We start from the raw sequence: 14,537 nt of genomic DNA, 5'->3' as shown, positions 1-14,537 counted from the left end.
GACCCCGAAGGACGTGCACCATGACCTGGCAGATCGAGGTGGACCGGAACACCTGCATCGGCACCGGCTCCTGCGCCGGCATCGCCCCCGAGCACTTCGAGCTCCGCGACCGCAAGTCCTGCCCCAGGCACCCGACAGCCGAACCGGACGAGCTCCTGGTCGACGCCGCCGAGTCCTGCCCGGTGGAGGCCATCACCCTCCGGGACGCGACCAGCGGGGAGCTGATCGCGCCCCAGCCGTAGGCCCGGGCGGCCCTCAGCCGTAGGCCCGGGCGGCCCTCAGACCAGCGTGCGGGGGCGGAGCTCCGGCTCGGTGGAGGCGTCGGTCATCACGGCGTAGACGCTGCCCTCCTGCCCGGCGGCGCCGCCGTGCCGGCCGTCCGGGGTCAGCGCCAGCGCCCGCAGCTCGGACCGGAACTCGTCGGGCAGGTCCGCGGCCTCCTCCAAGGCGATCCGGCACGCGTCGGCGGGCTCCTTGCCCAGCGCCAGCAGGTCGACCACCGTACGCGCCGTCCCGCCGCGCAGACTCAGCTCGCCGCGACCGGTGCAGGCCGCCCCGCCACCGCGCAGATCGCACCAGTTGCCCGCCCCCGGGACGGCGGAGTCCCCCACCCGTCCCGGGTACTTGAAGGGGTAGCCGGAGGTGGAGACGCCCACGCACATCTCGCCGTGCGCGTCCAGCGCGACGATGTTGATCGTCCCCCACGGCCCCTCGTGCGGCGCCATCCGCCGCACCAGCTCCAGTGCCGCCTGCCGGTAGCGGTGGTCACCGTCCACGGCCGGGGTGTTCTCCCCCTCGACCGCCTCTGCGGCGGTCAGCAACTGCTCGCGCCACATCGCCCGGGACTCGTCGGTCAGCAGTTCGGCGCTCTCGAAGCCGTTCTCCCGCGCGAACAACGCGGCGCCCTCCCCCACCAGCAGGCAGTGCTGCGGCAGCCGCTCCATCACCGCGCGCGCGACCGAGATCGGGTTCGGGAACCCGCGCAGCGCGCCGACCGCGCCGAACCTGCGATCCGAACCCGTCATCACCGAGGCGTCCAGCTCGACGACGCCCTGTGCGTTGGGCAGCCCGCCGGTGCCGACGTAGTGGTCGGTGAGGTTGTCCTCGCAGCGGCGCATCGCCGCCTCCACGGCGTCCAGCGCGGTCCCGCCCCGCCGCAGGACGTCCATCCCGGCGGGCAGACCGACCTCACTGCGCTCGCTTCCTATGATGACGGGCTGCGTCATGGCGTTCCCTTCGCTCACGGGTCGGGCCGCGACGACCTGGTCCGACGTCGCGGCGAGCCTAGCGCGGGGCTCCCGGCGGCCGATCACCGCCCGGGCCCGGATCCGCGCGGACCGCGCACACCTTGCGGTCCGTCCCGAAGGGAGCAATCGCACCCCTCCGTCCCCGCCCGGCACTCCACGGGCCGTCCGTACCAAGGCATCGGGGGCACGTATTCACCCGTCCGGCCCTTTCGCGGAGCGCGGGGGGAAATCCACGCTGTCTGCGGGCGCCGTGACAACACGGATGATCACAGTTGGCACTGCGCCGCCCGTAGTTGCGCCCTCCACGCCGCTCGCCCGGGTCCCACGATCGGCGCTGGTGACACCGCCCGCACCGCGCCCGCGCGGTGTTCCCGGGCTGCCCCGGCCCGGCCCGCCGCCCAAGCTGGAGTTGACGGATGCGGTCAGGACTTGTCGACGAACACCTCGAGGTGAGCAGATGGCACAGACGCCGATTACCCCCGAGAACGTGCGCAGGATGCAGTTCACCACCGTCCGCCTCCGCGAGGCCTACGACGAGCGCGAGGTCGACGACTTCCTGGACGAGGTGCAGGCCGAGCTGACCCGGCTGCTGAGGATCAACCAGGACCTGCGCGCCGAGCTCTCCGCCGCCGAGGCCGCAGCCGCCCGGCAGCACGTGGAGCCCGAACTCGAGGTGGCGTCCGCGCCGGAACCCGAGCCCGAGCCCGAGCCCGAGCCGGAACCGGAAGCGGTGCCCGAGCCGGAGCCCGCCCCCGTCGTCGCCCAAGCCGAGGCCGAAGCCGCCGAGCCCGCGGAGGCCGAGGAGCCCGCTGAGAAGCAGCCCGGGTTCGCCGTCGACAGCTCGGCCCGTCTGCTCGCCCTGGCCGAACGCACCGCCGAGCAGGCCGTCTCCGAGGCCCGCGCCGAGGCGCACAAGATCGTCGGCGAGGCCCTCGGCCAGGCCGAGAACCTGCGCCGCGACGCACGCGACCGCTCCCAGGCGCTCGAGCACGAGGCCCGCGAGAAGCACCGCCAGGCGATGATCTCCCTCACCTCCGCCCGCACCGCGCTCCAGCGCAAGGTCGACGACCTCCGCACCTTCGAGAACGCCTACCGCAGCCGTCTGACCGCCCACATGCAGTCCCAGCTCCGCCGCCTCGACCGCGACCTCGCCCGCTCCCTTGCCCCGCCCTCCGCACCCCCGACGGTCTCCCTCACCCGCGCCACCGCCAAGCGCGTCGCACAGGCCCAGCCCGTCCCCGCCGTCCCCACCCCGGACACCGTCCCCGCCCCGGAGACCGCCACGCTCACCGCCGCCGGCACCCTCAGCGGGGAGGAGGACTAGAGCCGCCGGTCACCGCTCGACGGTGGGGAGCCGGTAGACGGAGACATGGGAACGGGATTCGGCGGTGAACTCCGCGCCGTGCCAGTCGGCGTGGCGGGACTCCAGGTCGAATCCGGCGAGCCGGGCCATGAGGTCGAGCTCGGCGGGCCAGATGTAGCGGTGCGGGGTGCGGAACAGCCGTGCCCGCTCGCCGTCGGCGAAGCGGAAGTGGTGCGAGACGACCTGCTGCCGCAGGACGTCGTAGGTGTCCACGCCCATGGAGCCGGATTCGGAGTGCCAGACCACGGCCTGCTGGCCGGGCGGCAGTTTGCGCAGCTCGGGGACCCACAGTTCGATCACGAAGCGCCCGCCCGGTGCGAGATGGCGGGCGGCGTTGTGGAAGCAGGCGACCTGTTCGGCCTGGGTGAGCAGATTGGCGATGGTGTTGTAGACGAGGTAGACCAGCCGGAAGGTGCCCGGGGCCCGGGTGGTGGCCATGTCGCCGGTGACGACCGGGATCGTCGCGCCGTCCGCCTTGGTGCGCAGGCGGCCGATCATCGGCTCTGACAGCTCGATACCGCTGACCGGCACGCCTCGCGCCGCGAGCGGCACGGCGACGCGGCCGGTACCGATGGCGAATTCGAGCGCCCGTCCGCCGTCGGCGAGTTCGGCGAGGCGGTCCACGGCCGGTCCGAGTACCTCCGGGGCGAACATGCCCGTGCCGGGGGTGTCGTAGCTCCGGGCGGTCTCCGCGCCCCAGATGTCGTCCTGTCGCATGCGCCCGACCATTCACGAAGCGGGCGGAGAAGTCGAAGGAATTCCGCGCGGGGCATCCCCGGCGAAAGGCGGGGAAGACGGATCGAACACCGTTCTGCGGGGCATGGATGTCCCAACACGGCGACGGGACCCCGGGAGGCGCCCGTGAAGGTGGCACTGCTCACGCGGGAGTACCCGCCGTACGTCTACGGCGGGGCGGGCGTGCACGTGGAGTTCCTGGCCCGTGAGCTACGGACGCTGACGGACCTTCAGGTCCACTGCTGGGCCGAGGCGGACGGAACGGCCGGCGCCGACCCCGGCGTCACCCGCCATGCCGCCGCCGCGGAACTGGGCCACGCCAACGAGGCGTTGCGCAGCCTGTCGGTCGACCTGTCGATGGCCGCCGCGCTCGCCGGGCGGGACCTGGTGCACTCGCACACCTGGTACGCCAACCTCGCCGGCCACCTGGCCAAGCTGCTGTACGGCGTGCCGCACGTGATGACCGCCCACTCCCTCGAACCCCTGCGTCCCTGGAAGGCCGAGCAGCTCGGCGGCGGGTACGCGCTCTCGAGCTGGGCGGAGCGGACGGCGGTCGAGGCCGCGGACGGCGTCATCGCCGTCTCGCACGGGATGCGCGCGGACATCCTGCGCAGCTACCCCGCGCTCGACCCGGCGCGTGTGCACGTCGTCCACAACGGCATCGACACCCGCCTCTACCGGCCCGACGCGTCCACCGCCGCGCTCACCGCGCACGGCGTCGACCCGGGCCGCCCGTACGCGCTGTTCGTCGGGCGGATCACGCGGCAGAAGGGCGTCCCGCACCTGCTGCGGGCCGCCCGGCGGATCGATCCGGGCCTGCAGATCGTGCTGTGCGCCGGGGCGCCGGACACCCCGGCGATCGACCGGGAGTTCCGCGAGCTGGTGGACGAACTGCGGGCGGTGCGCGGCGGGGTGGTCTGGATCCCGCAGATGCTGCCCCGGCCGGAGGTGGTGCAACTGCTCACGCACGCGGCGGTGTTCGTGTGTCCGTCGGTGTACGAGCCGCTGGGCATCGTGAACCTGGAGGCGATGGCGTGCGGCACCCCGGTGGTCGCCTCCGCGGTGGGCGGGATCCCGGAGGTGGTGGAGGACGGGGTCACCGGGCTCCTGGTGCCGTACGAGGAGAAGGACCCGGAGGCGTTCGAAGCGGGGCTCGCCGCGGCGGTCGGCGCGCTGGCCGGCGACCCCGCGGCGGCGGCGCGGATGGGGGCTGCGGGGCGCGAGCGGGCGGTGGCGGAGTTCGGCTGGGACGCGGTGGCCCGCCGCACCATGGGCGTGTACGAGGAGATCTGCAAGTCGCAGGGGCGGTAGCGGCAAAGGGGGCACAGTGATGCGCGGCGGACCTTCGGTGCTGGGAATCGTGCTAGCGGGCGGGGAGGGCAAGCGGCTGATGCCGCTGACCGCCGACCGCGCCAAACCGGCGGTGCCGTTCGGCGGCGCCTACCGGCTGGTGGACTTCGTCCTGTCCAACCTCGTCAACGGGGACATCATGCGCATCTGCGTGCTGACGCAGTACAAGTCGCACTCCCTGGACCGGCACATCACCACGACCTGGCGGATGTCGAACCTGCTGGGCAACTACGTCACGCCCGTCCCGGCGCAGCAGCGGCTGGGCCCGCGATGGTTCCTCGGCAGCGCGGACGCCATCTACCAGTCCCTGAACCTGGTGTACGACGAACAGCCCGACTACATCGTCGTGTTCGGCGCCGACCACGTGTACCGCATGGACCCCCGGCAGATGCTGCGCCAGCACATCGAGGCCGGCGCGGGCGCCACGGTGGCGGGCATCCGCGTCCCGCGCGACCAGGCCTCCTCGTTCGGGATCATCACCCCGGGACCGGGCGGGGTGCGGGTGGAGCGGTTCCTGGAGAAGCCCGCCGATCCGCCGGGCCTGCCCGGCGACCCCGACCGGGTGTACGCCTCGATGGGCAACTACGTGTTCACCACAAAGGTGCTGCTGGACGCGCTGGCCCAGGACGCCGAGGACGACTCCTCGGTGCACGACATGGGCGGCAGCATCATCCCGCTGCTGACCGCCAAGGGGCAGGTGCAGGTCTACGACTTCGACGACAACCACGTCCCCGGCGAGACCTCCCGCGACCACGGCTACTGGCGGGACGTCGGCACCCTGGACGCGTACTACGACTCCCACCAGGACCTGATCTCGGTCCACCCGGTCTTCAACCTCTACAACGACCAATGGCCGCTGTACACGCACTCGCTGCGGCTGCCCCCGGCGAAGTTCGTGGCCGGCGGGATCGCGAGCGAGTCGATGGTCAGCCCGGGCTGCATCATCTCCGGGCAGGTCACCCAGTCGGTGCTGTCGCCGGGGGTGGTGGTGGAGGAGGGCGCGGTGGTGCAGGGCTCGGTGCTGCACGACAACGTCCGCATCGGGCGGGGCGCGGTCGTGCGCCGCGCGATCCTCGACAAGAACGTCGTCGTGCCCGCGGGCGCCACCGTCGGGGTCAACCCGGAGCGCGACCGCGAGCTCTACCACGCCTCCGCGAACGGGATCATCGCGCTCGGCAAGGGCCAGCACGTGCTCTGACCGGGCCCCGCTCCGCTGCTTCGCCGCCATCGTAGGACCGCTCGCACCAAGGCTGCGCAAAGTCCTGGCGGGGCATGAGACGGCGTGCCGGGCCACGGCGTATGGAGGGTGCAGTCCCTTCTTCACGTCCCCCGTCCCGCCGGAGGTAGTCCGCCCGTGACCGTCACCAAACAGGCCCCGACGCCGGCCGGGAACGCGCGGCAGGATGCCGGGCGGCCGGATCCGGAGGAGGGGTGGCGGGTCAGTTCGCCGCTGGTGCTGACGCTGCTGCTGCTCGTCGCCCTGATGCTGCAGGGGCCGGTGCGGGGGGCGTTGTCCGCGCCGGTGATGCAGAGCTGGATGACCGTGTTCGTCGCGGTGGTGGTGCAGGCGTTGCCGTTCCTGGTGCTGGGCGTCGTGCTCTCGGCGGTGCTCGCGGTGTGCGTGCCGCCGTCGTTCTTCGCGCGGGCGCTGCCGCGCCGGACCGCGGTGGCGGTGCCGGTGGCGGGCGTGGCCGGGGCGGTCCTGCCGGGTTGCGAGTGCGCGTCGGTGCCCGTCGCGGGGGCGATGGTGCGACGGGGGGTCGCTCCGGCGGCGGCGCTGACGTTCCTGCTGTCCGCGCCGGCGATCAACCCGGTGGTGCTGACCGCCACGGCCGTCGCCTTCCCGAACGAGCCCCGCATGGTGGTCGCCCGCTTCGTCGCCGGCCTGCTGGTCGCCTGTGCCATGGGCTGGCTGTGGCAGCGCCTGGGGCGCCCCGACCTGCTGCGGCCGACGGCCCACCACCCCTCGGCGGAGGGGCAGGGCAAGGGCGCGGCCTTCTGGGGTTCGGTGCGGCACGACGTCATGCACGCCGGCGGGTTCCTGGTCGTCGGTGCGATGGCGGCGGCGACGCTCAAGTCCTTCGTGCCCGAGGACGTCCTGCGGCTCGCGTCGGGGAACCCGGTGGTGTCCGTGCTCGCGCTGGCGGTGCTCGCGGTGGTGCTGTCGATCTGTTCGGAGGCGGACGCGTTCGTCGCGGCGTCCCTGTCGCAGTTCTCCCTCACCGCCCGGCTGGTGTTCCTCGTCGTGGGGCCGATGATCGACCTGAAGCTCTTCGCGCTGCAGGCGGGCGCCTTCGGGCGCGCATTCGCGATGCGGTTCGCGCCCGCCACCTTCGCCGTGGCCGTCGTCCTGGGCTCCGTGACCGGGGCGGTGCTCCTTTGAACCGCGAGGCACAGGCCGCCGTGCTGCTCCTGACCGGGGTGGCGCTGCTGCACGCCGGACTCAGCGACCTCTATCTGCGCTATGTGAAGGCCGGGTTGCAGCCGCTGCTGCTGGCGGCGGGCGCCGTGCTGGTCGTCGCCGCCCTGGCGACGGTCCGGTACGAACTGCGTCGGCCCCGAGGCTCCGAGGAGGACCGGGACGACGGGCGGCGGGACGCGCACGACGCGGGGCATACGCATCCGCATTCGCAGGCGCACCGGGAGCCCAAGGTCGCATGGCTGCTGGTGCTGCCGCTGGTCGCGCTGGTCCTGGTCGCCCCGCCCGCCCTGGGGTCCTACTCCGCCAACCGGAGCGGCACCTCGGTCCCCCGTCCCTTCGGATTCCCCACCCTGCCCGCCGGGGACCCGCTGCGGATGGAGAGCGGCGACTACGCGGGCCGCGCGGTGTACGACCACGGACGTTCCCTGAGCGGCCGTCGGTTCGTCCTCACCGGGTTCGTCAGCATCGGCCGCGACGGCACTCCGTACCTGACCCGCATGGTGCTGAACTGCTGCGCCGCCGACGCCCGCCCGGTCAAGATCGGCCTGACCGGGCAGGTGCCGCCCGTCCTGCGGCCGGACGCCTGGCTGGAGGTCACCGGGACCTACACCCCGCGCCGGGCCGAGGACCCGGTCAACAACGGACCCGTCCCGTTCCTGGACGTGACCCGCGCCCGGCCGGTGCGGGAGCCGGCGGAGCCGTACGAGGGCTGACGCCGCCGTGCCGGGTCAGCCCGGCTGGCTGCTGTCCTTGAGCGAGCCCCAGCCGTGCCACCGCTCGATCTCGATCAGGCCGCTGAAGCGTTCGCGGTCCCGCTGCGGGTAGGCACGGCCCAGGTACTGCTGCGCCAGCCGGTCGATGTCGGCGAGACCGGAGTCCTCGCGCAGTTCCGCGACGCGCCCGATCAGGGTGACGTGGGTGTACCAGTTCCCCTCGTCCAGCACGGTGAGGGTGACCCGGGGGTCGTCGCGCATGTGGTCCAGGCGCTTGCGGCCGCCGTCCATGTTGACCAGCACCCGGCCGTCGTCCCACAGGTACCAGGTGGCCGTGGACACGGGCTGGCCGTCGGCCCGCAGCGTGGTGATCACGGCAGGGTTGGGCTTCTTCAGCATCTCGATCGCGGCCGGGGGGAGCGGGGGCTTGGACACGGGGACTCCTTCGCGGTGATCTTCGGCACTGCGCCTCACCGTGCCACATCCGCCCGGCCGGACGGCGGCCCGGACCCGGCGCGCCCCGCGGTGTCCGTCGAAGGGGCGCGCCGCGGGCCCGTGCGGGTTCGCGCCCCGCTCGCTCCCGACGGTGGAGGTCCCACCCCTGTGGGGGGGTGCCCATCCAGGCGCCGAGCGGGGCGGTACGGGCGGACGGGCCCTGGACTGGCCGCTCTCATGGGGGAGTTCGGTCTGGTGCTCGTCGACCGGTGCGCGGCGCGGTAGAAGGAACCGGCGTGGCCGGTCACCTCTCGCACGGGCGTCACGTCCACACGCCGGGGCCGGCCCCGCGCCATTCGACGAGGTCCGGGTCGGCCAGGTCGACGGCGTCGGGATCGAGGCCGGCGCGCCGCAGGAACTCCTGGAAATCGCGGAGGTGGTACGCGATGCCCAGGATCTCGCCGTCCACACGGACGCGCCGGCCGCCGCTCATCGATGGCGGCATCACGATGACGCGACGCTGCATGCCGCCAGGATGTCCCGTACGGCGCCGCCCCGCATCCCGGCCGCCGGACGGCGGCCCGGCGCCCGGCACCCGGATGGCCCGGCGGTCGCTGCCGGGGACGACCGGGCGTGCCAGGCTGGGCGGGACCCGTCAGCGCAGCGAGGGAGCGTCCGGCCATGACCGAACGGACCATGCGGGCCGTCGCCTCCTACCGGGGTCTGCCGGCGGAGGACCCCGGGAGCCTCGTCGACGTCGAGGTGCCGGTGCCGGATCCCGGGCCGCGTGACGTGCTGGTGCGGGTGCGGGCGGTGTCGGTCAATCCCGTGGACGTCAAGGTCCGCGCCGGGCTGGAAGCCTCCGACGGGCCCCGCATCCTGGGCTTCGACGCCGCGGGCGTCGTGGAGGCGGCGGGCGGCGAGGTGACCACCCTTCAGGTGGGCGACGAGGTCTGGTACGCCGGGGACCTGACCCGCGCGGGCAGCAACGCCGAGTTCCAGGTCGTCGACGAGCGCCTCGTGGCCCGCAAGCCGCGCGGCCTCGGCTTCGCGGAGGCCGCTGCCCTGCCGCTGACCGGCATCACCGCGTGGGAGACCCTGTTCGACCGGTTCGCCCTCGACGCCAGGTCGACCGGCACCCTGCTGGCACTGGGCGGCGCCGGAGGCGTTGGCTCGATCCTCATCCAGTTGGCGAAGCAGCTGACCGGCCTGCGGGTGCTGGCCTCGGCCGGCCGCCCCGAGACGGCCCAGTGGGTCACGGGGCTCGGCGCCGACGCGGTGGTCGACCACCACGACCTCGCCGCGACCGCCACCGCGGCCGCCCCCGAGGGCGTCGACTACCTGCTCTCACCGCACTCGGCCGGCAACGTCGACACGTACGCCCGGATCATGCGTCCTGGCGGTCACATCACTGCGATCGACGAGCCCGAGGGGCTCGACCTGCTGCCGCTCAAGGCCAAGAGCATCGCGTGGCACTGGGAGTTCATGTTCACCCGGCCGATGTTCCGGACGTCCGACATGATCGAGCACAAGAACCTGCTGCAGAAGATCGCGGCACTGGTGGACGACGGCCGCATCCGCAGCACCGTCACCACCACGATCGAGGACTTCTCCGCCGCGGGGCTGCGCCGCGCGCACCAGATGGTGGAGTCCGGCCGGAGCATCGGCAAGGTCGTCGTCGCGCGTTGATCCCCGCAAGGTGCCGGCTGCCGCGCTGCGGCGGGGCCGTCCGGAGTGGTCACCGATGCCCATGCCCGGGCGGTGTCGCGGATCCTGCTCTCGTCCGGCTCGGGGCGGGGCAACTCCTCGGTGTGCCCGTCGGATGCCCAGTGGGGGATTCCCGCGATGACGGCACGCGGCCACGCGCGCGCATCGTCCGGCCACAGTGGTTCCACGTCCAGCCGCCGGCGAACTCCCCTCCGACCAGCCGCCGCAGGGCGTCCCGCGCCCCCGGGTCGAACACCGGCACCAGGAAGCCCTCGACCCGTCCTCGGCGGCGCATGCTCCCGCCGGACTGCCGCCGGTAGAGGACGCCTGCCCAGTCCTCGACGGAACGTCCGCGGCCGCAGGATCAGCCCGCCGCTTCCCCGCCCTCGTGGCGGCGGATCGTGACGTACTCGCTCGCGTCGCGGCCCGCGAGGCGGCGCTGGAGGGATCCGCCGATGCGCCCGGCCTGCAGCTTGGCGAGTTCCGCCTTCTCGCCGTGGAAGAGCTCGTCGACCGTCAGGGTCCACAGCCCCAGCCAGCGGCCGAAGTGCTCGGGTCCCAGCGGCGCCATGCGGTGCAGGGCCAGATGCGGGGCGAGCGCGTTGCGCCGGTACCGGCCGGCGGCGAACAGTACCGATTCCCAGAAGTCGCACATGATCGGCATGTGCGCGTCGAGATCCATCCGGGCCACGTCGGTGAAGATCGGTCCGATCAGGGGGTCGGCGAAGGCGCGGAGGTAGAAGGCGGTCACCAGCCGTTCGACGTCCGTTCGGTCCGCGAGGTCACGACCCGTGCCGCCCTGCGCGGCCTGCGCGGCGACGGGCCCGGGCGCGCTCACAGCCGCTCCAGGACGAGCGCGGCGCCGCATCCGGCCAGACACAGCGCCTTGACCGCCTCGAGCGCGACGTACCGCAGATGGGCTCGGCTGCGCGGGCCGGTCTCCCCTGCGAGGACGGCGGCGGTACGGCGGTTCAACGAGGGACGCACCACGAGCAGTTGCACCAGGAGCAGGGCGATGGCACCCGCGCCCAGACCCAGCGGGACGGGCCCCGGCACCTCCCACGCCACCGCCACCGCGGCGATCGCCGCGAGTACGGCCTCGACGCGGTTCAGCGCGCGGAAGACGATCCGCCCGATGCCCAGGCCCAGGGGCACGGTGATCCCCTCGGCGCGGAACTTGAGGGGGGCCTCGAGGAACGAGATCCCGAGCACCATCCCCAGCCACACGAAGACCGCGGCCACCTGCGCCAGCACGGCGCCGGCGTTCACCGGGCCCTCCGCTCGGGGCGGCGCCGGGCGGTGCGCACGGGATGACGTCTGATGCGGTGAAGGTCCATGCCTCCACCCTAACCTAAATTTGCATCTCAGATGCACATTAGAGTCGGCCGTCACAATCCGCCCAACGGGCTTGGGGGGCACGGGCGTCGGCACCGAGAATGACCGGATGACCTCGCCCGATCTGCTGCCCGACCACCGGCTCGAGCTCACCGCCGTCGTTGCCAACAACACCATGAACCGCGAGCGGGGCCTGACGGGCGCCAACAGCTACGCCCGCGAGCTCGGCTTCGACCCGGTCGGCCATCTGCTGCCCCGGGCCCCCGAACCCCGCTGGCTCGACCTGTGCAGCGGGGAGGGGCTGGCCCTGCGGGAGGCCGCGGGCCGTCTGCCGGAGACCGCGCGACTCACGGGGGTCGACCTGGTGGGGCCCCTGACGGCGGCGCCCCTGCCGCCCGCGGTGGAACTGGTCACCGCCTCGGTGACGGCCTGGGAGCCGGCCGCGCCGTACGACCTGATCACGTGTGTCCACGGCCTCCACTACGTCGGGGACCGGCTCGGGCTGCTCGCCCGAGCCGCCGGCTGGCTCCGGCCCGGCGGCCTGCTCGTCGCCCAGCTCGATCCCGCCGCGATCCGATGGGCGGACGGCGGACCCGCGGGGCGCTTCGCCCTGGCCGCCCTGCGGGCGGAGGGGTTCGCCTACAGCGCGCGCCACCACCGCCTCACACTCACCGGCCCGCGCACCGTACGGCTTCCCCTGCGCTTCGTCGGCGCCGATCCGGACGCGGGACCGAACTACACCGGACAGCCCGGCGTCGCCGCCCACTACCGGCGGACCGGCTGAGCCGCCTGTCAAGTCCCGACATCAAGCGACGTGACGCGCGGGCGGCCGCACGGCCTACTGGAGACATCGCCAAGCTCTCCGGCCCACGAAAGAGAACTCCCATGGAGCCCGCTCCCCGCACCCGCCGCCTTGTCACGCTCAGGGGCCGGGAGCACGACAAGGGTCCCGGGGGCAGCGGCAACGGCGGCGTCGTGATCCACGTCGGTGACGACAACGCCACCACCATCAACGACGGGAACGTCGACAGCGGCGTCATTGCCGACTGACGGCCCCGGCGGCCCGGTCACCGCACGTTCCCGGCCGGGCCTGCCGGAGGCGCGGGCCGCCACGGCCCGCCGCGGACGGGGGCGGGGGGCCTCACGCCCTCCTCGGCCCTCCGCCCTTCCACGCCCGCCCCGCACCCCCACCCCCACCTCCCAGAACGGAGCACCTGCCATGCCCAGGCACGCCCTGCAGCGTCCCGTCGCCTTGGTGATGGCCGCCCTGGCGGTCGCCGCCGGCACCGCGGGCGCCGCGCACCTGACCCAGACCTCCGCCGACCGCCCCGCCCCGTGCTCACGGGACGCCGGCCGCGCCGGCGACGACGGCGAATCGTCCCGGCACGCCCTGCCCGGACTGCCCACCGCGGCCGCCGCGGCCGGGTGCGCCCCGCCGGGCGCGCTGCCGGACAAGCCGGCGAAGCGGCTCTCCGTCGTCGACAAGGCCCGGATCGTGATGCTCGTGGCGTCCGGCGAGGCCCGCGGTTCCGAGGTGGCGGCGCAGTACCGGGTCTCCGGGGACCAGGCCGCCGTCTGGAAGCGGCAACTGCTGGTCGGCGACTGGCCTGGACTCATGCGCACCGCTGACGGCACCGCACCCTGACGCTCTCCCGCAGCCCGGCCGCCCCCGGCGGGCCCCGTGAGGACCCTGGTGCCTGGCCCGGCGGGTGTGAGCAGGCAGTGGGACCGCCGCGAGGTACCGGCCCTGATGGCCGGCACCGTCGTCGGCGCGTGCACGCCCCACGGACCTGCCGCCACACCCGACCCCACACCGAGCGCGGGAACGCGCACCGCGAACGAACTGCCCGGCCGCTCCGGCCGGGCCGGCCGCCGACGGGGCGTCAGGGACGGCGCGGCGATAAGCGGTTGGCCGTACGGGCTGAATGCGTCACGATCGCACCATGGGAGCACTGGACGCGGTGGCGGGCAGGGTGGCCGGCGGGGCGAGCGTGGAGTTCCGGCCCAGCGGATCCTCGATGGTCCCCCTGGTACGCAGCCGCCGGCAGGTGACGGTCGTCCCGGTCGATCCGTCGAAGCTCGAGGTCGGCGACATCGTGCTGGCCCGTGTTGCGGGCACGGTGTACCTGCACCTGGTGTCCGCGGTGGACCCGGCGAGGAAGCGCGTACAGATCAGCAACAACCGGGGCCACGTCAACGGCTGGACCGGACACGGCCGGGTCTACGGCATCTGCACGGCGGTCGACGGCGTCCCCCGTCCTCGGACGTCCGGCAAGGCCCTCGCCTCGTGACACGCCTGTGACGTTCGGCGGACAGCGTCATGACGTCGGGGGGCGAAGGTGGTGATTAGAGGGCAAAACGCCCTAATCGGACATCCACCTCCTGCTTCCGAGGGCGTGAGCAGGGACGACCGCCGACCCGCCGAAGGACACCCCATGAGCGCCGAACCCACCACGCCCCAGGCCGACACCGCCACCAATGCGACCGGAAGCGAGAGCGGAGCCGGGCTTCCCGAACTCGCCCCCCGCGAGCGGGAGACCCTGCGCCACATCGCCGCGGGCCGCACCTACCTGCAGACCGCCCGCCACATGGGGCTCTCCAAGCACACCGTCGATGCCTACCTGCGCCGCATCCGCGCGAAGCTCGGCATCTACAGCACCGCCGAACTCACCCGCACCGCCATCGCACTCGGGCTGTGAATCCCCGCGCACGCACGGTGACCACGACCTGCCGTCGACCGCCGCGCCGAGCGGGCAGCACGGGATCCGCCGCGGTCAGGAGCCGTCGGCGTGCAGGTTCTTGACCTTGATCCAGTCACGGCTGCGGCGACCGGGCAGATACGTACTGGTCAACCGCTTCGCCACCACCCCGTCGTACCCCTCCTGCCGGATGTAGTGCAACGCCTCACTCGCCATCGCCGGCCAGTACGGCGGCACCACCACATGCGGCCCCGACACCCCCAGATCATCCAGCAACGCCCGCCGCGCCGTGTACGGCGAATGCAACACCGGCTCCCCCAGATGCAAGATGTCGTACACCACCAACTGCACCGGCATCGCCTCCGCGGCCTCCGCCACCGCCGCCGGATGCCGCAGACTCATCCGCCGCTGCAACCGCTCCACCGACACCCCACCGTGCTTCCCCAACGCCACCACCTCCCCGTCCAGCACCCCCACCAGACCCGGCGGCAACACCCCCGCCAACCCCCGCAACTCCGGATACCCCGCCGT

At 73.4% G+C, this 14,537-nt stretch carries 19 protein-coding genes; 12 read left to right on the top strand and 7 right to left on the bottom strand.

Features of this window, described 5'->3' with window-relative positions; genetic code table 11:
- Positions 1-20 precede the first annotated feature (20 nt).
- Complete coding sequence (locus ACFW3D_RS33155) at positions 21-242, top strand: ferredoxin (RefSeq protein ID WP_499606682.1); 222 nt, start codon at positions 21-23, stop codon at positions 240-242.
- Positions 243-278: 36 nt separating this feature from the next.
- Here ACFW3D_RS33155 and ACFW3D_RS33150 read toward each other — a convergent pair whose 3' ends face one another.
- Positions 279-1,226, bottom strand: a complete 948-nt coding sequence (locus ACFW3D_RS33150; RefSeq protein ID WP_500510631.1) for a glycosylasparaginase — start codon at positions 1,224-1,226, stop codon at positions 279-281.
- 478 nt (positions 1,227-1,704) lie between these two features.
- Here ACFW3D_RS33150 and ACFW3D_RS33145 point away from each other — a divergent pair, with 478 nt between their 5' ends.
- Entirely contained in the window at positions 1,705-2,571 is an 867-nt protein-coding gene (locus ACFW3D_RS33145; RefSeq protein ID WP_500510629.1) for a DivIVA domain-containing protein, read from the top strand.
- A 9-nt stretch (positions 2,572-2,580) separates the two neighbouring features.
- Here ACFW3D_RS33145 and ACFW3D_RS33140 read toward each other — a convergent pair whose 3' ends face one another.
- Positions 2,581-3,327, bottom strand: a complete 747-nt coding sequence (locus tag ACFW3D_RS33140) for a class I SAM-dependent methyltransferase (protein ID WP_500510627.1) — start codon at positions 3,325-3,327, stop codon at positions 2,581-2,583.
- Between the two features lie 144 nt (positions 3,328-3,471).
- Here ACFW3D_RS33140 and glgA point away from each other — a divergent pair, with 144 nt between their 5' ends.
- The 4 genes from glgA to ACFW3D_RS33120 all read left to right on the top strand — a co-directional run bounded on the left by glgA (position 3,472) and on the right by ACFW3D_RS33120 (position 7,830).
- A complete protein-coding gene (glgA, locus tag ACFW3D_RS33135) occupies positions 3,472-4,656 on the top strand; it encodes a glycogen synthase (protein WP_500510625.1) in 1,185 nt (394 codons plus the stop codon).
- 16 nt (positions 4,657-4,672) lie between these two features.
- Positions 4,673-5,893 (top strand): glucose-1-phosphate adenylyltransferase, encoded by a 1,221-nt coding sequence (gene glgC / locus ACFW3D_RS33130; protein WP_500510622.1) that lies wholly within the window; start codon positions 4,673-4,675, stop codon positions 5,891-5,893.
- Positions 5,894-6,049: 156 nt separating this feature from the next.
- Positions 6,050-7,078 carry a permease gene (locus ACFW3D_RS33125; protein WP_500510619.1) on the top strand — a complete coding sequence of 343 codons (1,029 nt, stop codon included), beginning with the start codon at positions 6,050-6,052 and terminating at the stop codon, positions 7,076-7,078.
- Complete coding sequence (locus tag ACFW3D_RS33120) at positions 7,075-7,830, top strand: TIGR03943 family putative permease subunit (RefSeq protein WP_500510618.1); 756 nt, start codon at positions 7,075-7,077, stop codon at positions 7,828-7,830. Before ACFW3D_RS33125 ends, ACFW3D_RS33120 begins: the two co-directional genes overlap by 4 nt.
- A gap of 15 nt (positions 7,831-7,845) precedes the next feature.
- Here ACFW3D_RS33120 and ACFW3D_RS33115 read toward each other — a convergent pair whose 3' ends face one another.
- Both ACFW3D_RS33115 and ACFW3D_RS33110 read right to left on the bottom strand, forming a co-directional pair.
- The gene (locus tag ACFW3D_RS33115; protein ID WP_500510616.1) at positions 7,846-8,265 is read right to left on the bottom strand and encodes a PPOX class F420-dependent oxidoreductase; all 420 of its coding nucleotides are present in this window, start codon (positions 8,263-8,265) and stop codon (positions 7,846-7,848) included.
- Between the two features lie 322 nt (positions 8,266-8,587).
- Positions 8,588-8,791 carry a hypothetical protein gene (locus ACFW3D_RS33110; RefSeq protein ID WP_500510614.1) on the bottom strand — a complete coding sequence of 68 codons (204 nt, stop codon included), beginning with the start codon at positions 8,789-8,791 and terminating at the stop codon, positions 8,588-8,590.
- A gap of 155 nt (positions 8,792-8,946) precedes the next feature.
- On the opposite strand from ACFW3D_RS33110, the gene ACFW3D_RS33105 reads away from it, so the two are divergent.
- Positions 8,947-9,954, top strand: coding sequence for a zinc-binding alcohol dehydrogenase family protein (locus tag ACFW3D_RS33105; protein WP_500510612.1), 1,008 nt, complete (start codon positions 8,947-8,949; stop codon positions 9,952-9,954).
- A gap of 382 nt (positions 9,955-10,336) precedes the next feature.
- Here ACFW3D_RS33105 and ACFW3D_RS33100 read toward each other — a convergent pair whose 3' ends face one another.
- On the bottom strand, positions 10,337-10,810 hold the full coding sequence (locus ACFW3D_RS33100; protein WP_500510611.1) for a group III truncated hemoglobin: 474 nt from the start codon (positions 10,808-10,810) through the stop codon (positions 10,337-10,339).
- Positions 10,807-11,241 carry a hypothetical protein gene (locus ACFW3D_RS33095; RefSeq protein ID WP_500510608.1) on the bottom strand — a complete coding sequence of 145 codons (435 nt, stop codon included), beginning with the start codon at positions 11,239-11,241 and terminating at the stop codon, positions 10,807-10,809. Before ACFW3D_RS33095 ends, ACFW3D_RS33100 begins: the two co-directional genes overlap by 4 nt.
- A 175-nt stretch (positions 11,242-11,416) precedes the next feature.
- On the opposite strand from ACFW3D_RS33095, the gene ACFW3D_RS33090 reads away from it, so the two are divergent.
- The 5 genes from ACFW3D_RS33090 (at position 11,417) to ACFW3D_RS33070 (ending at position 14,006) form a co-directional block, all read left to right on the top strand.
- Positions 11,417-12,091 carry a class I SAM-dependent methyltransferase gene (locus ACFW3D_RS33090; RefSeq protein WP_500510606.1) on the top strand — a complete coding sequence of 225 codons (675 nt, stop codon included), beginning with the start codon at positions 11,417-11,419 and terminating at the stop codon, positions 12,089-12,091.
- Positions 12,092-12,192: 101 nt separating this feature from the next.
- Positions 12,193-12,357: a hypothetical protein gene (locus ACFW3D_RS33085; RefSeq protein WP_500510603.1), complete on the top strand. Its 165-nt coding sequence runs from the start codon at positions 12,193-12,195 to the stop codon at positions 12,355-12,357.
- A gap of 169 nt (positions 12,358-12,526) precedes the next feature.
- A complete protein-coding gene (locus ACFW3D_RS33080; RefSeq protein ID WP_500510600.1) occupies positions 12,527-12,952 on the top strand; it encodes a hypothetical protein in 426 nt (141 codons plus the stop codon).
- A gap of 298 nt (positions 12,953-13,250) precedes the next feature.
- The gene (locus ACFW3D_RS33075) at positions 13,251-13,598 is read left to right on the top strand and encodes a S26 family signal peptidase (protein WP_500510598.1); all 348 of its coding nucleotides are present in this window, start codon (positions 13,251-13,253) and stop codon (positions 13,596-13,598) included.
- A gap of 144 nt (positions 13,599-13,742) precedes the next feature.
- Positions 13,743-14,006 (top strand): response regulator transcription factor, encoded by a 264-nt coding sequence (locus ACFW3D_RS33070; protein ID WP_500510595.1) that lies wholly within the window; start codon positions 13,743-13,745, stop codon positions 14,004-14,006.
- A gap of 75 nt (positions 14,007-14,081) precedes the next feature.
- Here ACFW3D_RS33070 and ACFW3D_RS33065 read toward each other — a convergent pair.
- Positions 14,082-14,537, bottom strand: a 456-nt coding sequence (locus ACFW3D_RS33065; RefSeq protein ID WP_500510593.1) for an ATP-dependent DNA ligase, incomplete at its 5' end; no start/stop codon positions are given.

The organism is Streptomyces sp. NPDC058864 (assembly GCF_042742985.1).
Classification (GTDB): domain Bacteria; phylum Actinomycetota; class Actinomycetes; order Streptomycetales; family Streptomycetaceae; genus Actinacidiphila.
The sequence above is the reverse complement of the archived record's forward strand: the minus strand, read 5'-3'. Positions and strand labels throughout refer to the sequence as shown.

What these genes read in the sequence shown, in the direction of transcription:
- ACFW3D_RS33155 (WP_499606682.1), top strand. Translation starts at nt 21, where the DNA reads ATGACCTGGCAGATCGAGGTGGACCGGAACACCTGCATCGGCACCGGC.
- ACFW3D_RS33110 (WP_500510614.1), bottom strand. Translation starts at nt 8,791, where the DNA reads ATGCAGCGTCGCGTCATCGTGATGCCGCCATCGATGAGCGGCGGCCGG.
- ACFW3D_RS33140 (WP_500510627.1), bottom strand. Translation starts at nt 3,327, where the DNA reads ATGCGACAGGACGACATCTGGGGCGCGGAGACCGCCCGGAGCTACGAC.
- ACFW3D_RS33080 (WP_500510600.1), top strand. Translation starts at nt 12,527, where the DNA reads ATGCCCAGGCACGCCCTGCAGCGTCCCGTCGCCTTGGTGATGGCCGCC.
- ACFW3D_RS33150 (WP_500510631.1), bottom strand. Translation starts at nt 1,226, where the DNA reads ATGACGCAGCCCGTCATCATAGGAAGCGAGCGCAGTGAGGTCGGTCTG.
- ACFW3D_RS33085 (WP_500510603.1), top strand. Translation starts at nt 12,193, where the DNA reads ATGGAGCCCGCTCCCCGCACCCGCCGCCTTGTCACGCTCAGGGGCCGG.
- ACFW3D_RS33075 (WP_500510598.1), top strand. Translation starts at nt 13,251, where the DNA reads ATGGGAGCACTGGACGCGGTGGCGGGCAGGGTGGCCGGCGGGGCGAGC.
- ACFW3D_RS33105 (WP_500510612.1), top strand. Translation starts at nt 8,947, where the DNA reads ATGACCGAACGGACCATGCGGGCCGTCGCCTCCTACCGGGGTCTGCCG.
- ACFW3D_RS33070 (WP_500510595.1), top strand. Translation starts at nt 13,743, where the DNA reads ATGAGCGCCGAACCCACCACGCCCCAGGCCGACACCGCCACCAATGCG.
- ACFW3D_RS33145 (WP_500510629.1), top strand. Translation starts at nt 1,705, where the DNA reads ATGGCACAGACGCCGATTACCCCCGAGAACGTGCGCAGGATGCAGTTC.
- ACFW3D_RS33090 (WP_500510606.1), top strand. Translation starts at nt 11,417, where the DNA reads ATGACCTCGCCCGATCTGCTGCCCGACCACCGGCTCGAGCTCACCGCC.